At 60.2% G+C, this 22,786-nt stretch carries 15 protein-coding genes; 9 read left to right on the top strand and 6 right to left on the bottom strand.

The genetic code is table 11. The features are described from left to right. The 4 genes from ONB25_13435 to ONB25_13420 form a co-directional block, all read right to left on the bottom strand. A partial coding sequence (locus ONB25_13435; protein ID MDZ7393887.1) for a LacI family DNA-binding transcriptional regulator occupies positions 1-150 on the bottom strand: 150 nt, incomplete at its 3' end. A gap of 1,033 nt (positions 151-1,183) precedes the next feature. Then, entirely contained in the window at positions 1,184-3,247 is a 2,064-nt protein-coding gene (locus tag ONB25_13430; GenBank protein ID MDZ7393886.1) for a serine hydrolase, read from the bottom strand. Positions 3,248-3,292: 45 nt separating this feature from the next. After that, a complete protein-coding gene (locus ONB25_13425; GenBank protein MDZ7393885.1) occupies positions 3,293-4,300 on the bottom strand; it encodes a pyridoxal-phosphate dependent enzyme in 1,008 nt (335 codons plus the stop codon). Beyond that, positions 4,294-5,265, bottom strand: coding sequence for an aldo/keto reductase (locus ONB25_13420; protein ID MDZ7393884.1), 972 nt, complete (start codon positions 5,263-5,265; stop codon positions 4,294-4,296). Before ONB25_13420 ends, ONB25_13425 begins: the two co-directional genes overlap by 7 nt. Before the next feature lie 174 nt (positions 5,266-5,439). Here ONB25_13420 and ONB25_13415 point away from each other — a divergent pair, with 174 nt between their 5' ends. Then, positions 5,440-7,425 (top strand): alpha-amylase family glycosyl hydrolase, encoded by a 1,986-nt coding sequence (locus tag ONB25_13415; GenBank protein ID MDZ7393883.1) that lies wholly within the window; start codon positions 5,440-5,442, stop codon positions 7,423-7,425. 7 nt (positions 7,426-7,432) lie between these two features. Here ONB25_13415 and ONB25_13410 read toward each other — a convergent pair whose 3' ends face one another. Beyond that, positions 7,433-8,518: an alcohol dehydrogenase catalytic domain-containing protein gene (locus ONB25_13410; GenBank protein MDZ7393882.1), complete on the bottom strand. Its 1,086-nt coding sequence runs from the start codon at positions 8,516-8,518 to the stop codon at positions 7,433-7,435. A gap of 303 nt (positions 8,519-8,821) precedes the next feature. After that, a complete protein-coding gene (locus ONB25_13405; protein MDZ7393881.1) occupies positions 8,822-10,069 on the bottom strand; it encodes a spore maturation protein in 1,248 nt (415 codons plus the stop codon). 424 nt (positions 10,070-10,493) lie between these two features. Here ONB25_13405 and purC point away from each other — a divergent pair, with 424 nt between their 5' ends. The 8 genes from purC to ONB25_13365 form a co-directional block, all read left to right on the top strand. Next, complete coding sequence (gene purC / locus ONB25_13400) at positions 10,494-11,525, top strand: phosphoribosylaminoimidazolesuccinocarboxamide synthase (GenBank protein ID MDZ7393880.1); 1,032 nt, start codon at positions 10,494-10,496, stop codon at positions 11,523-11,525. Between the two features lie 565 nt (positions 11,526-12,090). Beyond that, positions 12,091-13,437 (top strand): hypothetical protein, encoded by a 1,347-nt coding sequence (locus ONB25_13395; protein MDZ7393879.1) that lies wholly within the window; start codon positions 12,091-12,093, stop codon positions 13,435-13,437. 161 nt (positions 13,438-13,598) lie between these two features. Beyond that, positions 13,599-16,994, top strand: a complete 3,396-nt coding sequence (locus ONB25_13390; protein MDZ7393878.1) for a BACON domain-containing carbohydrate-binding protein — start codon at positions 13,599-13,601, stop codon at positions 16,992-16,994. 208 nt (positions 16,995-17,202) lie between these two features. Next, positions 17,203-19,104 (top strand): hypothetical protein, encoded by a 1,902-nt coding sequence (locus tag ONB25_13385; GenBank protein MDZ7393877.1) that lies wholly within the window; start codon positions 17,203-17,205, stop codon positions 19,102-19,104. Between the two features lie 45 nt (positions 19,105-19,149). Next, positions 19,150-19,527: a nuclear transport factor 2 family protein gene (locus ONB25_13380; protein MDZ7393876.1), complete on the top strand. Its 378-nt coding sequence runs from the start codon at positions 19,150-19,152 to the stop codon at positions 19,525-19,527. 276 nt (positions 19,528-19,803) lie between these two features. Beyond that, on the top strand, positions 19,804-21,522 hold the full coding sequence (locus tag ONB25_13375; protein ID MDZ7393875.1) for a right-handed parallel beta-helix repeat-containing protein: 1,719 nt from the start codon (positions 19,804-19,806) through the stop codon (positions 21,520-21,522). Between the two features lie 309 nt (positions 21,523-21,831). Continuing rightward, complete coding sequence (locus ONB25_13370) at positions 21,832-22,344, top strand: hypothetical protein (GenBank protein MDZ7393874.1); 513 nt, start codon at positions 21,832-21,834, stop codon at positions 22,342-22,344. 30 nt (positions 22,345-22,374) lie between these two features. Then, on the top strand, positions 22,375-22,786 hold a 412-nt coding region (locus ONB25_13365), incomplete at its 3' end, for a hypothetical protein (protein MDZ7393873.1).

Below are 22,786 nucleotides of genomic sequence, written 5' to 3'. Positions count from 1 at the left end.
AGGGGTAAAGTCCAGCTCCCGTGCGGCCCTCAGGACGCGCTCGCGCGTCTCTGGGCTCACTGGGGCGCTCTCGTTAAGAACCCGCGATACCGTGGCGGCCGACACCCCCGCGCGGGCCGCAACCGTCCTTATCGTCGCTCGCTTACTCATCCTTATGCCAGGCACGCGCTGCGCCTTGGTGTGTAACCGATTTCACCAAAAGACTCTGAGGCGGCCGCCTCGCACCGGACGGCTTTGTGAAACCGGTTTCACCGCCATAATATAACGCCGTTGACTCGATTTGTCAAGAGAAAAATGCGCCAAACGCGATTTTTTTTCTTAGCCGATAAGCCGGCCACCCAAGCAAGCTGCATTTTTATCCCCCCGTGCATAGCTCCGCCCCACGAGCTGAGAAAGGAGTCCGCCCCCAGCAACCTTAGTAGATCCTCAACAGGGCCGCACAATCGAAAGCTGTCCGGGCGCGGACCGAAACTGTGCTTCCGGGCAAGAGACCACCTATGATCCCATTCTTGCCGAACGCAATGGGTCCAGTAACTGACAAGTCTGTGCCCACGAATGCGCAGTGGGCAGAGTGTACAGAGGTAGATTACGGTCAAAGCGCATGCCTCGCTGCACAGATACCCAGAACCGGAGCCGCCCCAGCCCTATTTACCCAAAGCGAAGGTCCAGACGAACCCCATCACCAATCGTAATGATAGAGGCGTCACACCATCCATATGCGGCTCGTGGAGTCGCGTGTTTCCTGTGCCTTACAAGCGATTCTCCACCCCCGGGGCGAACCCCGACCAGGGTCTTTGCTATCCGGGTTCTCCACGCTCTGCGATAAGAACGTCAGTTATCGATAGGGTCCCAGTCGGAAAGTCCGCACACCGCGGGGCCACGCTGGCGGCTCTAACTGGTAAGAAGGGAATGCTAAACTACGGCAGATAGTAAAGACCCAGCGCTTGGTCCTCCCGCCGGTGAATGAGCCTTGAGGGGAATTGAATTCGGGTCCCCCAGAGAAGTTCTTTTCAGCCCCGAGGAGTAACCCAAAACCTCCAATGCCGTGCTCACACTGCGGGTTCACCACAGGCGTAGGAGTCTGCGAGGAAAGGTCTCAGCGACCATAGTCTCGCCAATGTGCGAGCACCCCGTGACCACAGGCGTCCTGAAACGATGTTTCTTTTGTGCCCGGGGACCAATTTCATCTCAGCCTGTGCAGTTCCTCCCAGGCTCGTTCATATGATGGGTCCACTTCAACCGCGCGCTGCAAATAGCCATGGGCCCGTCGGAGGTGCAAATCTGCCATACCGGCGTACAAAGCAGGCTCCTGGGGCATCTGGGCAATAGCCAGTTCCAGGAGAATCATGGCTTCTGCGCCTTTCCCCACCTCTGCCAACCGTCCGGCAAGAGCCCCTAAAGCTGGGCCCGTCACAGTTTCCTCATCGAAATCCTTTTCCCGCGCACGTTGTAGACTTGCTCTTGCCTCGGCCGTTTGTCCGGCGCACACTTGTGCCAGACACATTGACAACCACGCGCGCGCAGCCCCAGGGTAGAGGTCCACGTTGAGTTGGGCAATGCGAGTCGCCTCCACCTCATTGCCCCGCGCAGCATGATGCTCCACTAACCTGCTCAACTCGCTGGAAAAATCGGGCTTGACTCGGGCTCCGGAAAGGGTCGCGCGCAAGCGCCTCTCTACCTCTCCCACGTTCGAAAAGGGAGCTATCACCATCTGCCTGACCTCGCTGGTCCAGCTCTTCGCCCAGTCCCTATTCCAGAGCTCCACCAGCTGCCTCAGCTCGGGCGAGAGACCGTCAGGGAGGCCTGCGCGCGCAGCTACCTGGCAGTACGTGGCAACAAACGGCAGTACCCCTTCCTTGTGATACTGCGCAAGGGCTTGTTCGCCCCGCTGAGTGGCAAGCACATGGGCCATGTAAGAACCCACAACTACGAATGCCTCCCCCGTCATGGGGTGTCGTCCCGAGCGCAGCCTCCGTCTGGCCCCTTTGTAGTCCTTCCGAAGGGAATCAACACAGGCCCAGCGATTCAGATAAGCAAAGGATTGGGCCAACACGGAGGAGTCGTTCGCCAGAGGCCTGCCGTAGCGCTCAAAGTACGCCACTCCATAGTCGAAAACCTCACTCAAAGCCATGCAGATAGCCTGCTCTGCCGGGGAGTCAGCGTAGATTCCCACACGCCTTTCCTGCAGTACCAATTGCAGCAATCGATCCGCGTACGCGAACAGGTCCCCTCCCTCAAAATTGTAGGCAATGGCCAGCGCGAACCCCAAGCGGGGCAATTTCAACAGCAGGGTTCGCGTTTCCGGCTGCCCACCGGTGTGGTACACACAAAAGTGGCCGCTAAACGGCCTTATAACCCACCCCATGCCATAGTCTGTGCACTCTCCTTCTCGAGTCGACATGGCTGTGTACATGGCGTCTAAGCTTTGCTGGCTCAGCACCTTGCCACTGTCCAGGCCGCGCGCATACTTGAGCATGTCCAGCACTGTAGACCTTGTCCCTCCGGCGGCAAAGCGGCTGCTTATGTCCACAAACTCGGAGTTGCGCAACTCGCCGTCCACCAACCGGTAACCGCGGGCACGATTGGGAATCACTTCATCCGGGTCGTCCATCCGCGTGTCGTCCATTCGCAAAGGTGCCCACAGGTTTTCGCGCAGATAGTCTCCGTACCGCTTCTTCGCAGCGCCCTCGATGGCGGCCCCCAAAAGGTTGTACCCATAGCTGGTGTAGTGATACACTGTGCCCGGCTCGGCCACCAGGTCAAAGTCGGCAAAGATCGCGATCGCCTCGCGCGTGTCCTTGTGCTCTTTGATTCGCCCTTCCACTTCATAGTTCTTGTAGTGACTGACCCCACCGAGGTGGCCCAGCAGTTGGCGCAGAGTGATCGGCCAGGGCTTGCGCGGAAAGTAAGGCACGTAGCGCTGGACCTCTGCGTCCAGGTCCACCAGCCCCTTCTCGGCAAGTTGCAGGACCGCAACGGCGGTCATCGACTTGGTGTTGGACGCAAGGCGATACGAGGTCTGCGGCGTCGCAGGGACGCGGCTCTCCAGATCGGCAAACCCAAAGCCCTCGGCCCATTGGAAATCACCGAAGAAGAAGCCGACGGACAGGCCCGGAATGTGGTCGACGGCCATCTGCTGGACAACAAAGGTGCGGTAGGAGTCGATGGCTGCCGGGAGACGGGCACTCTCTTGCGCGAATAGTGACCCACCAACCACCCCAAGTACCGCCCAGACGATACGTCGCATAGCTCCTCCCGGGTTATGCTGCCCCTTGCTGACTTTCTTACCGCGTTAGTGAAGTCCAGTCCTGAGTGAGGCGAAAAAGGCCTCCAAATCCACGTTGCCACCTGATAGAATAATCCCCACTCTTCGCCCTGGGACCTGCAACCGACCGCTCAAGACCGCAGCCAGCCCTATGGCCCCAGAGGGCTCGACCACCAGCTTCAGGCGCTCGAACAAAAGTCGCATGGCCCTAAGGATTTCCTCGTCGCTGACCACCACGATTTCGTCCACAAGGGTGCGAATGATGGCGAAGGTCTTGTCACCCAAGTTCGCGCGCAGCCCATCGGCGATGGTAGCGGGATGTTCATTGGGCACGATGTGCCCTGCCTGGAGAGAGCGGTAGGCATCATCAGCCTTCTCCGGCTCGCACCCGATCACGCGCACCTCTGGCCGAAGGCCCTTCGCGGCAATGGCGGTACCGCTGAGCAAGCCGCCGCCGCTTACCGGTGCCAGCACCATGTCCAGGTCCGCCACTTCCTCCATGAGCTCCAAAGTGGCCGTCCCCTGTCCGGCGATGACATTGTAATCGTTGTACGGATGAATCAAGGTTGCGCCTGTCTCCGCCATCACCCGCGCGGTAGTTTCCTCCCGGGCGTTCATGCTGGAGGCACACGTAATGACCCTCCCCCCATAGGCCTTGACCGCGGCCACCTTCACAGCCGGAGCATTCTCCGGCATGACAATGTAGGCGGTAGCCCGCCTGCTCCTGGCGGCCAAAGCCAGGGCAGCGGCGTGGTTGCCGGACGAATGGGTCACCACGCCCCGCCTTACCTGCTCCGGCTGGAGCATGAGCATGGCATTGGTGGCACCACGAATCTTGAAAGAACCCGTGCGTTGTAGGTTCTCGCACTTGAAAAAGAGCTCCGCGCCGGCCAAGGCGTTGATGCTGCGGCTCGTCATCACCGGGGTGCGGTGGATATGCTCTGCGATTCGCTCGCGCGCCATCCGGATATCTGCAAGGGAAAGGGCGCGTTCTCCTGCACCCTTCGGCTCGCTACAGTTCTTGCCGTTCACCATGCGTATGCCTCCGGCGCAGGCCCCCCGGGTCCAGGCCAGATTTGGTCAAGCCTTGTCAGCGCTTCCGGCGACAGTTTGATCTCAAGGGCGCGCATTGAGGACACAAGTTGGTCGACCGTTCGCGGGCCGATGATGGGAGAGGTGACTCCAGGGTTATGCAGCAACCAGGCCAACGCCACTGCTGCCGGCGGTTCACCCAACTGGCGGCAAAACTCCTCGTACTGCTCCACCTGAGGGCGCATCTTGCCGAGCGCCCTTTTGACATCCTCCTTAGCGCGCCGTCCTTCTCTCGCCTCCTCCAAGACCCCAGCCAGGAGTCCGCCCGCCAGAGGGCTCCACGGCAGCACTCCAATGCCCAAGGCTCGACACATGGGGATTACCTCCAACTCAACGGCGCGGACGGTCAGGTTGTATTTGCTCTGCTCAGAGACGATACCAAACAGGTGCCGCTCCGCTGCCACGGCATTTGCCTGCACAATGTGCCAGGCGGCAAAGTTGCTGCTCCCTACGTACAGCACCTTCCCCGCCTGAACAAGCTGCTCCATCGCCTGCCAGATTTCCTCCCAGGGCGTCTGCAGGTCCACATGGTGCATCTGGTAGAGGTCGATGCGGTCGGTGCGGAGTCGGCGCAGGCTGTCGTCACAGGCGCGGCGAATGTGGTAAGCCGACAGGCGTTGATCATTTGGCCCATTTCCCATCTTGCCGAAGACCTTGGTCGCCAATACGATCTGCTCGCGACGTCCCTGTCCCTGCGCTAACCACGCGCCGATGATCTTCTCCGTCACTCCCTCGCCCAGCTTCCAGCCGTACACATTGGCCGTATCGAAAAAATTGATGCCCAGCTCCAAGGCCTTATCCATGATGGCAAAGCTCTCACGCTCGTCGGTCACCGGCCCGAAGTTCATCGTGCCCAAACAGAGCCTGCTCACCTTCAACCCGCTCCGTCCAAGGCTCACGTACTCCATCCTCTCCTCCTCTTTTCGCTTGCTTTCCTCGTGCCAAGTCGCTCATAGCTTAGCAAATTCAGAGAGAAATGTCAAGCACAAAGCGCGGTTGGTTACAAAATCCTTGCATCTGTGGCGGGATTTGCATACGTTCAGAGCCCAGTCCAATATCGGCAGGACAAGGAGGAAAAATCAATGAAATCGTACTGCCGGCTAATAGCCGCCTACCCCTTGAGCATCAAACTCCTCCGCACTTGGCTCACTTTTTGTGCTGTTGTGCTACTTGCGCCCAGCTGCACCCGGAGGGCCGAGCTCGGCCCGGAATACAGGCCAGTGGTCAGCGCAGAGCGGGCCACCGAGTGGCACGAAGGAATTGACTGGCGAGACGAAATCGTGTACTTTGTGCTCATCGACCGCTTCTGCGACGGTGATCCGAACAACAATCATGGCCGCACCTTGGGGAGTCACCGCCCCTGGGACGGCGAGCCTGCCCACGTCGAGTGGCTCAAGAGCTACCAAGGGGGCGACTTGCGCGGCGTCATCCAGAAGCTGGATTACCTGCAGGAGCTGGGCGTCACTGCCCTCTGGCTCTCACCGGTCTTTGACAACAGCGACTCCTCCTTCATGGGCTGGTGGCCCTATCATGGATACCAGCCCGTGGACTTTTTTGCCGTGGATGAGCACTTTGGCACCGCTGAAGATCTGCGTGAACTGGTGGACGAGGCGCACCGTCGTGGTCTTAAAGTCATTCTGGATATGGTCTGCAACCAGGTGGCGCCAGACCACCCATGGGTCAGCGACTCGGCAAATTGGCACGGTCGCGGCTACAAGAACTGGTTCCATGAGCACAGCGGCCGAGACGCCTCCACCAGTATCCAGGATTGGCACGACCAGGAACAGTTGGAGAGCCGTGAGCTTCACGGCATGCCGGACCTCGCCCAGGAAAACCCGCACGTCTACGCGTTTCTCCTCGACATGGCCAAGTATTGGATCGAGCTCAGCGGGTGCGACGGCTTCCGCCTGGACGCGGTCAAGCATGCGCCCAGCGAATTCTGGCGGCGCTACTGCGCGGACCTGCACCGCTTTGCCGGCCCCGACTTCTTCTTGCTGGGAGAGGTGTTTGACGGCAGCATTGACTACCTTGCCCGCTATGCGGACCTGGGATTCAACGCACTGTTCGACATCCCGCTCTCTTACACCATCAGCCGCGTGTTTGGACAGGGAGCATCGGTGAGTCTGCTCAGCGCTCACGTGCGTGCCAACCAAGCCCGGCTGGGACACGTGCTCCTCTCCCCCCTCATCGACAACCACGACATGGCCCGCTTTGCCCATTGGGCCCGGGACGATGCCAAACGCAAGACAGCCTTGGCACTCGCCTTCCTTCTAACCCACGAAGGAGTGCCTATGCTCTACTACGGCACGGAAGTGGCACTGGAGGGTGCAGAGCCTGTGGACCCGTTGACCGGCAAACCGCAGGATTACCTGAATCGCCTCATGATGCCTTGGCAGCGTGTCCGGGGTGAGGATGCGGATTTAGTGGCCCATTGCCGACGGCTGGCACACCTTCGCCAGAAGTGGCCGGCCGTGCGCCACGGCACCACCGTGGAACTGTACGTGGACCACGGCACATATTGTTACCTGCGTTCCTTACCCAACGAAGAGGTCATGGTGGCCCTTAACACCTCATCCTATACCGAGGAACGAACTATACCCCTGAGGGGTACGCTCTTCGAGGGGATAGACCGGGTCGTGGACGAGCTCACCGGTCAGGCGTTCAGCACGAGGGGAGACAGTCTCGATCTCCACATGGCGCCCAGGTGTTCGTATCTGTTTCACGCCACTGCCGCGGCAGATCGAGCCGCAAGGCCACCACTTGTCCACTGCGCGTTCACCGACCGACTGACCAAGGATTTCCGCCGCGTTCCCTTTGTTTACACGGCGCGCGAACCGGCTTCAACGGTGGCGGTGGCCGGGGATTTCAACGCCTGGGATGCGGCCTCTCACCCCATGTGTCCGACGGATAGCTCCAAAACCACATGGAGCTTGACTGTCCCTCTGCGCGAGGGGCGGTATCGATACAAGTTCGTGATCAACGGCAAGGTTTGGACGCACGATCCAGCCGCGCAGCTTCAGGAGCGCGACCCGTACGGCGGCTTGAACTCGGTGGTACTTGTCAGGTGAGGGAATCCTAGGCGAGACAAATAACCGACTTGATCACACCCTCAAGGTACTCGGAGGCGGCGAGAAAGCCGCGCTGGGCCTCGGCAAGCGCGTATTCATGGGTCACCAATTCGGTTTCAAGGGGCAATATGGCAACGGCCTCGGCCAGGGTCTTGTTCTGGCGGCGCACGTTGAGAATGCGGAGCTCCTTGCGCCGCAGCGTGCTAATGTCAAAGCGCACGCGGTTGGCCCGCGGAATGCCGACAATAGCCAACGTGCCCCCCGGTGCCAGCATTTTGACAGCCTGATCCAGCGCTTGCTGCTCCCCGCAGCATTCGACTACCGCATCTACCCCTTGCGGCATGGCGGCGAGCACCTCTGCCACCACATCGGTGAGATTGGGGTTCAAGGCAAGTTCCGCTCCCATGCGCAGCGCCGCCTCTCGGCGCCAGCTGAGAGGGTCGCTCACAAAGAGGTACCTGACTCCGGCGCGCTGCGCCGCAGCTAACAAACAGAGCCCAACCGGACCCGCGCCCAGGATCGCCATCGAGCGAGGCGGGTGCTGTCCCAACAGCCGTAACGCATGCAGCGCCACCGAAAGAGGCTCTGCCAAAACCCCATGCTGAAACGGCACCCCCGCAGGCAACGGGTGACAACAGTGCTCAGGGAGGACCACATACTCAGCCATACACCCTGCGGGCCCTCCAGGGCTGCCGAGAAAGCGAAGACTCCGGCACGTGTGTGGGCGTCCGACCTGGCACTGATCGCAGGAGCCGCACGAGATGGCCGGGTCAAGAACAACCTTGTCCCCGGGCCGCAGCGTGCGTACCTCGTCGCCTACCTCAGCCACCTCGGCCACGCCCTCGTGCCCCACCACCATGGGGAACCGGACCTTTTGGTCGCCGATACGCCCTTCGCGAAAATAGTGCAGGTCCGAGCCACAGATGCCGGCATAGAGCATGCGCAGCAACACATCCCGTGGGTGACCCACCTGGGGCCGAGGAATTCGCCCTACAGTAACGACGCGCTGTGCCGTCAACAGCACTGCGCGCATCCCCGCTCCTGCCGCCGACGCAGAGCGGTTCCGACGCCTTCCCGCCTCAAGCTCCTGCATCGTGGGTCTCCTTGTGCCAGCACTTTTCTTCGTGGTCTCTCTGCCTTTCTCCAGGAAGGCCAAACAGGCAGATGGCGGCGCACACTGGAGTCCGCAAGGGTGGTCAAGCCGCATCTGGCACGGCAGCATCGCCTGCACGGCCTGCTGGTGGAAGCTGGCGCCCCTCTTAGCTTCTGCCAGGGTCAAGAAGGCACCCTTGCCTGCCCACTCGGGCTGACCAGGAACGCTTTCTTCTCCTCTGCACGAGCCCAACTTCCCCACAAATGGCGGAAGCGAGACCATTCCCCGCGGGCGGCGCCGTCACTACAAGAACATTATCCGGCAGATAAACACCGCCGCGAGCACCCCTGCTGCATCCGCAATCAGTCCCACGGGCACGGCGTACCTCGTCTTGGTCACCTGGACGCAGCCGAAATAGACCGCTACCACGTAGAATGTTGTCTCGCTGCACCCATAGATGGTCGAGGCCAGCCGGCCGATGAACGAGTCCACCCCATGCGTGTTGATGAGCTCGGTGATGATGCCCAGGGTGCCGCTCCCGGACAGGGGACGCATGAGCGCAGCCGGCAGCACTTCCGCGGGCATGCCGATGAGGTTGGTCACCGGCGCCAGTAAGCGAACAAAGACATCCAGTGCGCCAGAGGCACGCAACATCCCGATGGCGACCAGAATCCCCACCAAGTAGGGAATGATCTTGACCGCCACTTCAAACCCCTCCTTAGCGCCGCTGATGAAGGTTTCGTACACCTTCACCTTCTTGGCGAAGGCCAGCACCGGGATGATGAAGAGCAGCACGGGAATGGCCCACTGCGAAAGGAGCAGCAGCGCGTTCTTGAAAAACCCCGGAGGGAGAAGTGCCAGCGCGCGGCTGAGGACACCTACTGTTCCCAGGACAACAAGGGTGACGATCACTGCTCCCAGCACGAGTAAACTCTTGAGGTGCCGCCGCAGACGGCCGAGGAACTCTCCTGCGCCTCCTTCCAGGCTCTGCACGATCTTGGTCACCGTCACCGCAGTGATGCACGCAAAGGTGGACGAGAAGACCGTGCTCCCGATGATGTCCCATGGATTCGCAGCTCCAGTCTTGGCCCTGACGGCGATCATGGTGGCAGGAATGAGGGAGATGCTGCCCGTGTTGAGGGCAAGAAACATGATCATCGCATTGGTTGCCGTATCCTTCTTGGGGTTGAGCGTCTGAAGGTGTTCCATGGCCTTCAACCCTAAGGGGGTGGCAGCATTGCTCAGCCCGAGCCAGTTGGCGGCGAGATTAAGCACCATTGCTCCCATGGCTGGGTGTTCGGGCGGCACATCTGGAAATAGGCGCGTGCTGATGGGTCGGATGGCGCGCGCCAGCATGCGCACCAAACCTGCCTCTTCCGCCAGTTTCATAATCCCCAGCCACAAAGCCATGATGCCAATCAAACCAAGGGCGATGTCAACGCCGGTGTTGGCCATCTCAAAGGCCTTCTGGGTAACAGCCTCGATCTTCCCGGTGACCGCACCCACGACGAGGGCAATTGCCACCAGCGCCAGCCAGATGTAGTTCAACATAGCTTTCCTCCATGCGCTGACGTGCCTGCACCGCTACGCCATAGTACACCGCGCAAAGTGTTTTCCTCGCCGGCAGCACTCGAGGCTGAACCGGTTCCGGTACCCGGGTGCGTGCAACTCCCGCCACCGCTGCACGTGTCTGAACGTGTGGCCACCAGGGCCTGCTCCGCGCCGAAGAGCCGAGATCAGCCTCCAGGTGTTGCTCGCTAGGGGTTGTGAAAAGGTAGGATTTTTTGAGACAAGTGCAAGCAGTTTTTTTTCATACCCCCGCACTTTGTACTTGATTTTGTCTCCTGCTCCCGCTATCTTTGAACGTCACATAAAACCGACGACTGGCGCACGCGACCTTTGCCGCCGGAGGTTCCTCGGCTGTGCACCCCATCGGTCGTACAGCAAAGACCTGCAGACAAGGAAGGAGCAACCCGTGGGCAGTGTGAAAGACCTGCATATCCTCACACCACCTACCGCTGAGCACCCAGGCAAAGGCCGGTTCGTTTTTTCGGACCGTTATTCGGTGTTCGATTGGGGGGAAATGCCCGATCACATTGCACGCAAAGGGGAGGCCCTCTGCCTTATCGGTGCCTACTTTTTCGAAAAAGCGGAGCGGCTCGGCATCGCCACGCACTACCGCGGGCTCGTCCAGGATGGGTGCACCGTCCGCCTGTCGCAGCTCGGGTCGCCAGTGAACACCATGGAAGTATCCCTCCTGCAGGTGATCCGCCCCACAGTGCGCGGCGATCGCTACGACTACTCTGCCTATACACCCGACCTGAGGAATTTCCTGCTGCCGCTTGAGGTGATTTTCCGCAACGCTCTCCCTGCCGGCTCCAGTGTGTTTAAGCGGCTCCAGCAGGGGAAACTCACTCTGGAGGAGCTCGGTCTCTGCTCCATGCCCGAGCCAGGACATAAACTTGAGCGCCCCATCCTGGACGTGTCTACCAAGCTGGAAACGACCGATCGTTACCTTACTTGGGAAGAAGCGCAGCGGACAGCCGGGCTCAGCAAGCAAGAACTTGAGGCTCTCATGGCCACGACCATGCGCCTCAACGAACTCATTACGGCCGAGGTGGGCAGGATGGGCCTGGTCCACGAAGATGGCAAAGTGGAGTTCGGCTTTGATGAGGAACGCCACCTCATGGTGGTTGACGTCATAGGGACTCCGGACGAGTGCCGATTCACCATGGACGGTGTGCCGGTCAGCAAAGAGGTGGCGCGTATCTTCTATCGCAGCACCCCTTGGTTCCAAGAGGTTGACAAAGCCAAGAAGCACGACCCCATCGGCTGGAAGTCAGCGGTACAAACGCCACCTCCCCCTCTACCGCCTCCTTTGGCCCAGCTCATCGCCTTCATGTACCAAGGCTTCTGTAACGAGCTCACCGGTCGTCGCTGGTTTGACTGTCCCCCTTTGGCGCACACCGTCTCTGAGGTACGCCGCACCGTGAGTTCATTCCGATAGCGAAGCCATGGAAAGGGAGATTCCATGCTTTCAGGTCGGCCAGGCGGCAGTGGACATGGACTAGGCAGAAGGTTTCTTTAGCTCTGCCGAGAGGGAAGCAGCCTCGACTGGACGAGACCAGGGACAAGGGACATTTGCAAGGCAACGCCGAGAATCACGGCGCCTGGGTTTCAGCCAACCTTCGTCATCTGATGCGCTCGTGCTAGTGTCTCGGCGTCGCGTAAGGAACATAGCGAGCCCTAGTATCTTCGCGTCGACACCACGATCAAAGCACTGGGTCATCAATCAAGTTCCCCGAGCTTTCCACCGCCGCGCGACCGATGCAGCCAACGCAGTGGCGACACCCCAACAAGGGAAACTTTGTGGTTTTTCGCTGCGCGGCACACTCCAAGGGGGTGCACCGAAGGACGCTGCCAAGAGACTCCGCGGCCTATCAATATCGTTAGCAAAAGTGAAAAACGGTGCCTTCCCCATGGACCGAAGCACGCATGGTCGCGTTCAGGAGACTTGCCCCACGGCACACTCCAAGAAGAGGCCTCGAAGCAAGAAGCTGGAGGGTCTGAGTATGGAAAAGCCCGGAGGCTATGCGAAGAAAGCCGAGCGTAATTTCCATACCCATTGGGCGTCGTTTCTCGCAGCGTGCGGCCTACTGGCCTCAGCGAGTCTTCTGCACAGCCAGTGGGTAGAAACAGGCGGACCGTATGGTCAAACAATCACCTCCCTCGCGATTCTCCATTCCCCCGGTAGCCCCGGCGACACCACGTATCTGCTCGCGGGCACTTTGGGCGGCGGCGTCTACAGAATTCCCGTCGCTGGGGGAATCTGGCGACAAGACACTATAGGCTTGAGGAGGACTGATGTCATCAGCCTTGCCGTCAAGCACCCGTCTGCGCCCGGCGATACCTCCTCCATTTTTGCCGGTACTAATGGCGGAGGCATTTTTCGCTCCCTGGACGGAGGGGCGACGTGGGCCAAGGCCAACGGTGGCCTGACCGACAGCGTAGTGTACGCCATGACGGTCAGCAATGGCGCCGTGTTCGCCGGCACTTTTGGCAGCGGGGTGTTTCGCTCTGACGACGATGGAACCACCTGGAAGCAGGCCAACACCGGATTGGCCAACCACTATGTGAAGGCTCTGGCTGCTAGCAATGCCGGCATCTTTGCCGGGACTTACCTCGGCGGCGTGTTCCGCTCCGTCGATGGTGGGAACACCTGGACTGAGGCCAACCAGGGTCTGGATTACTCTGACGTCACCTGTCTTGTCGCTCTGGATTCTGCCCTCTTCGCCGGGACGTACGGGGGAGGCGTCTTCCGCTCCGCTGATGCGGGCGACAGTTGGGCGGCCTGCGACCAGCAGATCAATTTGTGGGTCCCGGCTCTTGCCGTGCAGCGTGCTCCCAGTGGTATTTACATCTTTGCGGGCACCTCTGGTGGCGGTGTGTTCTTCTCCGCCGACAGCGGGAGGAGCTGGAAGCAGATCAACGCTGGGTTGACGAACACGTGGATCAGCGCTCTGCTCACCTGCCCAGACCCCGAGGGAACGGGAGAGGTCTATGTGTTCGCAGGTACAGACGGGAGCGGGGTTTGGAGAAGGTCGCTCTCCGAAATCCTCACCTCAGTGGAGAGCCGCCTTTCTGGCCTCCCGGTAGGTTTTGCCCTCGAACAGAACACTCCCAACCCGTTCACCGGGGCAACAAGAATCACCTTTGCCATTCCCTTCCACGTCTACACGTCACTAAAGGTTTTTGACACGCTCGGAAGAGAGATCGCGACGCTGGTGGCGCAGCACCACAGTCCAGGCATCCATACTTGTATTTGGGATGCAACAGGTTTCCCGAGTGGGGTCTACATATGCCGCATGCAGGCCGGGGCCTTTTGTCAGAGTGTGAAGCTCCTGTTTCTCGCCAAGTAAATGCGAAGGTGTCCCGATATGAAATCGCGGTAGCTTTTGTACTGTTTTCTTACAAGTTTTTCCTTGACTTTGTCGAGGAGAGTCGGTATATTGTCAAGGGAAGCACGGGATGGTGAAGGTGAGGGAGGCTTCTTATTTGGGCAATATGAAAGGAGGTTGCCATGGCACGGCCAACCGTCCTCCACCTGGCCGCCTTGGCGGTGGCCTTGCTGCTCCCCGCCCTGCTTCTCGCTCAAGTGAACTTTGGGGGCTACACCTTCCAATCCTGGGCGGCATTTGCCGACGAGGCTACGGAGGTCGGTTCACCTCCGCCGGGCGCCGGTCTTTTGCCCACAGGTACCACTAGCATCAACACTGCACTCACCGACCGCAACCTTAACACCTGGGTAGTTGCTGGGGGAAGCGCCGGCATGGCCGACGTCCGCTTTATTGACAACGTCGTTGTCAACGAGGACGGGGCGGACTTTGTCGTATTCGAATACGGCGTGGCTGAAGCCTACCGCGTCGCGGTGAGCAGAGATGGTACCACCGCTAACCTCACTGCGTTCAGGCAGTATGTAGGCACGCAAGCAATCGACCTTAGCGATTTCGGCATTGCGGCGGGTGCGACGGTCACACTGCTTCGCATCCAGCCAAACCCGTCGGTGCCCGGCAGCGGCGGCGCCGAGCTGAGCGCCGAGATTCAGGACATTGGCGCCTTGCATTCCCGAGCCCCTATGGCTCTGGCAAAGTTCGACTTCAATGACGGCACCGTGCAGGGCTGGACGCTGGATGGGGCATTCGACGAAACCGGTGCCACGCGGTACTCGTCCAACTTCTTCGACGGCTGGCAGGATGCGGTGAACTACCCCAACCCGCCGGGACTCGATCCCATGAACGACCAGCATGGCACGTTGCGACTTGCCACTCTCGGAGGACATGGCATCACCAATCCCGGCCACACCTGGTGGGTCATGAAGCTCGTTTCCCCGGACCTGTCGGGTTCTCCCACCTGGCAGGCAGCCCGGGGCTTCTCGGTGGAAATCGCCGAGTGCATGGCCAACTTCGGGTCGGCCTATGCTAATCTCTGGGTATTTGCCTATGACCATGATCAGGCACTACTCCGCGCCTTCTACAGCGGGACCGCACAGGCCCTGACCCATGACGTGTACGGCGATGGCATTGCCAACTGGAATCACTTAAAGTTCGACTGGTCGGCCATCCCCACGTTCCCCACAAACTATACGATTCAGCGAGTGGCCGTGTTAATCTGGGGGAAGTTGGAGGGCGTGTACTATGAGGGAGGCATTTACCTAGACGAGGTGACCCCTTTGGGGGGCGAGCAACCACAGCCCCCGGCAGCCCCGTCTAATCTCCAGGCCTATCAGACCGTGCCACAGATCCACATCACCTGGCAAGACAACTCTGACGACGAGACCGGCTTCCAGCTTGAGTTCAAAGACGGTCTTGACGCACCGTGGGACACTTTGGCCAACCTTGGCCCGAACGTCACCTCCTACCAAATGGACAACGCCGCAGTCATGCACACTTACGTCTTCAGGGTGGCTGCGGTAAAGGATGGCCTCATGTCAGCCTATTCCAACACCGACACCCTCCAGTACAGGCTGTTCCTGGGCTTCCTACGGGTGGACACCCCCAACGGCGGCGAGGTCTGGCCGGTCGGTTCCACCCAGACCATCTCCTGGACAGCGCAAATGATTCCCCTTTCCAACTATGCGATCGAGTACTCCACTGACGGCGGGAGTAGGTGGAGCACCATCGTGCCGTTGTTAGCGCCATGCAGCTCATACAATTGGACAATCCCCAACACGCCCTCCACAAATTGCATTGTCAAAGTGCGGTTGACAGGCTACGAGATCTACGACCTTACTGACCACCCATTCACGATTACCACCCAACAGCTGCCGGTATTGGTGGTCACGCCCAGTAGCCACGACGTTCCGGCTAGGGCAGGGACTACCGGATTTGAAGTGGACAACACCGGCGGCGGCACGATGAATTGGACCGCTACGGTCACCGAAGGGGCCTCGTGGCTGACTATCACCTCCGGAGCCAGCGGCACGAACAAGGGAACCATAGTGGTGGCTCACGCCGCCAATCCCTCCACTACCCCCCGCAGTGGCACCATTACGGTCACCGCGCCGGGCGCCAGTGGCAGCCCCTGCCAAGTAACTGTCAACCAGAGCGGAGCTGAACAGCCCGGGGTAACGGTACGGATGGAGCCCGCCAAGAGGCAACTTTACCTGAATCGTACCGGAAGTGTGGATGTGGTCGTCGAGGGGGTGACCAACATCGGGAGTTTCCAATTTGAGATTGGCTACGACCGCACCGTGGTGCAATTGAGGGGCAGCACTCCTGTGCAGCTGGGGCCGTTCTTGGGGAGCACCGGTCGCACCGTCATCCCCGTGGGCCCGGCGATCGACACCACCGCGGGTACCGTCGTTTTTGGCGCCGCCACCTTTGGCACTCAAGCCGGACCGAACGGAAACGGCACCTTGGCGACCATTACCTGGACCGGCGTAGGGGAGGGCAGCGCTGCGCTTGATCTGCGCAATGTCCAAGTGAGCGACATCAACGGGGTCGTGATTCCAGTGGCCGTGGTAGATGGCGAAATCATCGTGAAAAAAGGCTTCTGGGCGGATGTGAACAACGACGACCGCATCGACATCATTGACATCCAGCTGGTGTGTGCGCATTGGAACACCCGCGTGGGCGACCCCAACTATGACCCCCGCTACGACGTGGACAACGAGGGCCAGGGCGACGGCGATATCGACATCATTGATATCCAACTGGTGGCAGCGTGGTGGAATAGACCGTTGCCCCCTGGCGGATTAGCACGCTCTCTGCCCGCTCCGCCTGTTGAGGCACTCACTCTGGTGGCAAGCATTGCGAAAGGCGCAGGGCGTGCAGCACTCGAGCTATGGACCAAAGGGGCGGCAAACCTCGGCGGGTTCCAATTCGACCTGGTGTCGTCCGCGCCTTTCGAAATAACCTCCTTCGCTGCCGGTGACATCTTAACCATGACCGGGAATACGGTATCCGTACTTGGGCCCCAACATACTGCTTCCGGCAAGCGGGCCACGGTGGCGGCGTTTAGCTTCGGAAATAAGGAAGGTGGCCAAGGCTCTGGAGTGTTGGGGCGCATCGAGCTCAACTCAGACGCGCCGGTTCAATTGGAGCGCATTCAGTTGGCGACCAAGGACGGAACCCCGATTCCGGTGGCGAACGTCCTATGGCAAGAGGTAGAGCAGACCAGCGTACCGAGACAGCTTACCTTGCGCCAGAACTACCCCAACCCCTTCAATCCCCAAACCAAAATCGAGTTTGAACTTCCGGGCGGGGATAGCGACAAGATACCTGTGACGCTGAGCATCCACAACCTGCGGGGCGAAGTGGTCAGGGTGCTGCTGGAGGGCGCTTTGGGCCCTGGCGCCCACGCGGTCCTTTGGGACGGGTGTGATGAACACGGCGGGCGCCTGCCCTCAGGGGTGTACGTGTGCAGGCTTGACGCTGGAAAGCTTAAGGCCACCATGAAGATGGCGCTGATGCGATGAGCTTTAGCTACGGAGGCGGCAGCACGCGCACGCCGGGCGTGCCGCTTCTTTCGTCCGGTTCGTACAGCGCATATGGCACGGATCCCTGGGACGAGGGTGAGATTCTCATGCCCGCTCCAATGCTCCGGGTCTCCACTCCGGGCGCAAGAACTGTACGGTGCGCTGTTTCGTGAGCCTGCCCATGTCTTCTTTGGAAAGGAGGCGAATCATGAGGTACATGCTCCGCCTGTCATTTTTCGGCCTCAGTGTGCTCATTGCCTCCGGAGAGGGGTCTGCCCAACCTACCCTCCGCATAGTGCCCGCCACAACCACGGTGCTCACCGCCCAGGCGTGCACCCTCAGGGTCCAGATCGAAAACGTCACCAACCTCGGCGCCTTCCAGTTCGACCTCATATTCGACAGCCATGTGGTGCATGCCACAACCGCCTGGGCAGGGCCGTTTTTGGGAAGCACCGGGAGAACAGTGATTCCAGTAGGTCCCCAGATTGACAACACGTCGTATCCGGGGCGCCTTACCTTCGGCGCCGCAACGTTTGGGGTCAATCCTGGCCCTAATGGATCGGGCGCCTTGGCCCAGGTGGTGTTCCTGCCTCAGGCAGAGGGGAGCACCGGCGTTGACTTTCAGAATGTTTTGCTCGCCGACATCAATGGCAACTCCCTACCGGTCGGCCCGGTCATTGGGGGAGCCCTTGAAGTTCACACCGTCAGTCCCTTGCTGGTCACCACCACGGCCGACTCTGGCTTAGGATCGCTGCGCGATGCGGTCAATTATGCCAACTCTCACGAGGGGCCGGACACCATTCGCTTTCTCATTCCGGCTGTTGATCCACGGTGTGATAGCCTTGGCGTGTGCACAATTCCTCTAACCCAAAGCTTAGCGCTCCACGACAGTGGAACGGTAATCGACGGATACACGCAGCCTGGGGCCTACCCCAACACCAATCCCTTTGGCGAATCCATCAATGCGGTGCTCAAAGTGGTAGTGGACGGGTGCGCACAGCAGCCGGTAGGGATCCGGATCTACAGCGCCGACAACGTGGTGCGGGGGCTGGTCATCTCCAGATTTGACCGGGCAATCGAGTTCTTCGGTCCTCGCGCCCGTCGCAATCGGATCGAGGGCAATTTCATTGGCACCGACGCCACAGGCACCGTGGCCCGGGGAAACCGTACTACAGGGATCGCGATTGGTACTTACGCCAGCGAGAATATTGTCGGGGGGACCGACCCCAACGCGCGAAATCTCGTTTCCGGCAACAGCAGCGCTGTAGAGATCGGTCCGTGGGGCAGAAACTTGATCCAAGGGAACTATATCGGTACCGACGTGACCGGCCTCGCTCCGCTCGGGAATACGGTCGGGGTGCGTATTGTTAATGTGTCACAAAACAATCTCATCGGCGGTTCAGAAACCGGAGCTCAGAATCTGATCGCCTTCAATGGTACAGGCATTCTTGTGGATGGATCGTTTGGGGAGGCCTACTACAACACATTCTCCCGTAATTCCATCCACAGCAACACCGTGAAGGGGATCTCGCTGGTGAGCGGAGGCAATCAGAGCATTCCCGCGCCTGCGATAACTTCGGCGGTACCAACTCAAGTAGTAGGCACTGCAGGAGCCCTCGCGAAAGTAGAGGTTTTTTCTGACGCCGACGGGCAGGGCGCTCTTTACGAGGGGAGTGCCATGGCTGACGCAAGCGGGGGCTGGGTGCTGAGCAAACCGGAGGGCTTTGCGGGGCCGTATCTCACGGCCACCGCGACCGATCCCAGCGGCAACACCTCTGAGTTCTCCGCCCCGGTAGCCACTGCTGTGGGTACAAGACAGACCGATGCCCCGAGTTGCTTCGCTCTCTACCCGGCCTATCCCAATCCTTTCAACGCAAGCACCTTAGTCCGATACGACCTTCCGCAGCCGGCACACGTGCTGCTGGTCGTTTACAACCCCGTTGGTCAGATGGTACGGCAGCTGGTGGATGAGTTCCAGCTCGCTGGCTCCTACTGCGCCTTGTGGGACGGCACAAGTCACCTCGGCCTCCCCGTGCCCAGCGGAGTATACATCTGCGCCTTGAGCGCGGGCGGGGCGCAGGCGATCACTAAGGCGGTGCTCGCGCGTTAGAGGGGCGCAGACGGGGGAAATTCACAGACAACACTAAATGCGCTTATGCACCTGGCACGGGTAGAGGCAGCGGCCCGCGCTGCCCTCAAGTTCTGCGAAGCCTTCAACAGCCACGATCTCGGTGCGCTTGCCCAGCTCGTCGACGACCGCTGCGTCTTGGAGCACGCCGATTCTCCCTTAGATGGCCCTACCATCCAGGGGAAGGAGGCGGTGCTTGGTTTCTGGGAGCAGGTGTTCCAGCGGGCCCCCCACGCGCGCATGGAGGTCGAAGAGGTCTTTGGAGGGGGCAGCCGCTCGGTCCTGCGCTGGCAAGGGGAATGGCCTGACGCGACTGGCCGTCCGGTACGCACACGCGGCGTAGAGATATTCAAAGTGAGCGATGGGCTTATCTGCGAACATCTATCCTACGTGAAAGGGAGGTGACGGCAACTCCTCGCCGGCACGGGGAAGGAAATTGTCAACCTGACGAGGTGCGTCTCGTCTGCAGTTCTGCTACCCAGCGGAGCAATATCTTGGGATGACGCCAGGAGCAAAACTCGTCGAGCAGCGTGCACCCCTCTTGCCTCCGGTACGGGGTTGGCGGTGTCCCGCAACGTCTTAATTCTCGGAGGCCGAAGAGCACAACCCAACGAAGTGCCACACCCAGAAGTTGGCACGCGCGGAAAGGGACGCACTGTGCATTACGGGGAGAGAACAAGAATGTGGCGCGCAGCGGTGTGGGTACTGTTGACCTTTGGTCTAATCCTCGATGGGTGGGCCCGCATTTACTACGTGAGCCCTGCCGGCAACAACCACAATCCGGGAACGCGGGCGCAGCCCTGGGCGACCCCGGGATACGCGTCGCGCCAACTGAGCCCAGGGGACACGCTCATCATCCTTCGCGGACGCTACGTGCTCAGCGAGTATGATGCGGATATCATCGCCCCCCCTTCTGGCACTCCGTCGGCGCGGACGGCCATCTGCGGCGACCCCGACGGGCGGCCGGTACTGGCCGGGAGAGACAACCTGCTCACCGCCATTGACCTCTCCGGCAAGTCATATGTGCGCATCGAGAACTTGGAGATCACGCACGACACTACTGCGCAGGGAGAGGCTGTGTGGTTTCGGGAGGGCATCGAAGTGCTGGGTGCCCCGAGTCAGGGCTTGATCTTTCGCGCTCTCTACATCCACCACATCGATGAATACGGCATGAACTTGCAGGACGTGGAAGGGGTAAAGATCGAGGACTGTCGCATCGAGTATTGCGGCTTCGGCTCGTTGGGAGGACCTGCCGGGGATCACGGTGGCTGGCGAGATGTGACCATCCGCGACTGCTCTCTTTCGTGGTCTGGGCACTATTACCAGGGAGGTGACGGCTCGAATCGCCCTTACGACCGCCCGGATGGCTTCGGCATCGAGCCATCTGCAGGCCCAATCGTCATCGAACACACCGTTGCTGAGCACAATTATGGCGATGGCCTGGACTCGAAGGCCGCCAATACCCTGATCACACGCTGCATTGTGGCGAATAACTCTTGTGACGGCGTCAAGCTGTGGGCGGATAATAGCCGCATCGAGAACACGCTCATCTATGGGCGGGGCGACGGGAACCCCGATATCACCCCCTGGGCGCCCATCGTCATTGACCAAGTGGAGCAGGCCGGGGCGCGCTTCGAGGTAGTCAACGTGACCGTCGACGACAGCCTCGGCAATGAATATCTGCTGTATGTGCAGTATGAGAACCCCATCCCTGTCCACGTGACGCTCAGGAACTGCATCTTCAGCGGGCGGGGGCCTAACACCTCCATCTATGTGCACGGCAACAGCACCCTCGTGGCTGACCACAACCTCTTTCATCTGCCGCAGAACACCATTTTGTTGACCCACGGCACACGAGAGTTCGCCTGCAAGAACGTGCAGGAATTGGGGGGAGGGAACCTGTGCGGCGATCCCGGATTCGTTCGGCAGGCGTGGGGCACACCCGGCGATTATCATGTGCGGCCGGGAAGCCCGGCTATCGACGCAGGAAGCACAGTGGGGGCGCCGTCGGACGACTTGGAGGGGAGAACGCGCGACTCTCACCCTGACCTGGGTGCATATGAGTTCGCCGAGCCCTGGCGCGTGTCTCCCCAGGAGACTTTGCCACCGAAAAACGGCATCCTGCTTGAGTGCTACCCCAACCCGTCCCACGCCGGGACGACCATTCGCTTCTCGGTGCCGCTGCCGGGGGTACTTCGCGTGGACATCTTTGACGTACGCGGGGGATGGGTGAGTACGGTATGTCAGGCAAGCGGCCGTGACTCAGGCACTGTGTGGTGGGATGGCACGGATGCAATTGGGATGCCTGTTCCCAGCGGGGTGTACCTGTGCCGCGTAGCCCTGCACGACCCAGTCGCTGGGTCGGCGATGCGGCAGGCAAAGCTGGTGCTTGTGCGCTGAGGAACTCCCCAAGACTCCTCCTCTGGCCCTGTCAACTGTGGGCTCCATTGCAAACCGGGAGGCCAACAATAGGGGGTAGGCAGAGGGCCGTGGGTGTGGAACTGGCATTCGAACAATAGGTGTATCCTCAGCTGGTTGGGCTTGCCTGACCAGCCGCACGACCTGATCGACGTCAAAGGTGAGCTCGCTCTTCGCAGCGTACGGAAAAAAACTGACGAGTTTAAGGGGTTTCATGGGCCGTTGCCCCGGCTTCTGGCGAACGGGGGAAGGCCGATTGTCTTCGTTCGCACAACATTAGGGAGGGGAGAAATGGAGTTCACAACCGCCGAAGATTTTCGTAAGGCAGCGAGTGACTGCATCGAGTCGTACACTCGCGCCCGAGACGCAGACAGCCCGTCCGCCGAGTCCTGCGGTACAGGGCAGAAGTCTGCCGTCAGGACCCGCGGTGCAGAGAGCTGGGGTTTTGCGGGCTATGGGTTCCAGTGTATAGCTTACTTGCTCGGCATTGCATATTACTCGATCCGCATTCGCGATGGGAAGAGGAAAGAGGGGGACGAGAAGACGTTAGCTGAACTGAAACCCGACGAAGCGCAAACGGACCCCGCGAAGGACTTGGATGAGACCCTCCAAGCCCTCGCCAAACTGGCGGGCTCCAGCACACTCGCCGAAGGCGAACTTTTCAAGGCGATCTATCCCATCTGGAAGCGGATTTGCCCTGATGCGAAACAAAGGGAAGAGGGCCTTGTCCGCTACGTTCTCAGACAGGCATTGTTTGCCCAGGATGGCACTTCAAAGACCTTGAGCAAGGATGATCTCGCGTAAGAAGGCCTCTCTATCACGCAAGGCCCGCACTTGAATGTGAGTGCTGCCGCAACCTACGTGGCGGCCCTCCAGGTGCTGGCCACATGCATGGCCGGATCGCTCACGGCCATGACGACTGCCGGGGTGACCACCGCCGGGCCACCCAAGGCGCCGGTGTTGGCTTCTGCACGCGGGTACTGCTGCAGGCGGGCAGAAGCGTTTCAGATTACCGACAGCCTCCTGAGCCCAAGGGGGCACTTTGTGCTCTACTACACGCTCACCGGCCCAGACGCCATTTCGCCCCTCGACGCGGATGGCAGTGGTTGGCCAGATTTTGCTGAAAGGGCTGGCGCCGCTTTCGAGACCAGCTATGCCATTGAGGTCGAAGAACTGGGTTATAACCCTCCACCTGGAATGGAGGCCTGGACTCGACCCTATCGCGTGTACCTCTTGGACCTCGGCA

Source organism: candidate division KSB1 bacterium, assembly GCA_034506335.1.
Taxonomy (GTDB): Bacteria; Zhuqueibacterota; Zhuqueibacteria; order JANLFK01; family Oleimicrobiaceae; genus Oleimicrobium.
The sequence above is the reverse complement of the archived record's forward strand: the minus strand, read 5'-3'. Positions and strand labels throughout refer to the sequence as shown.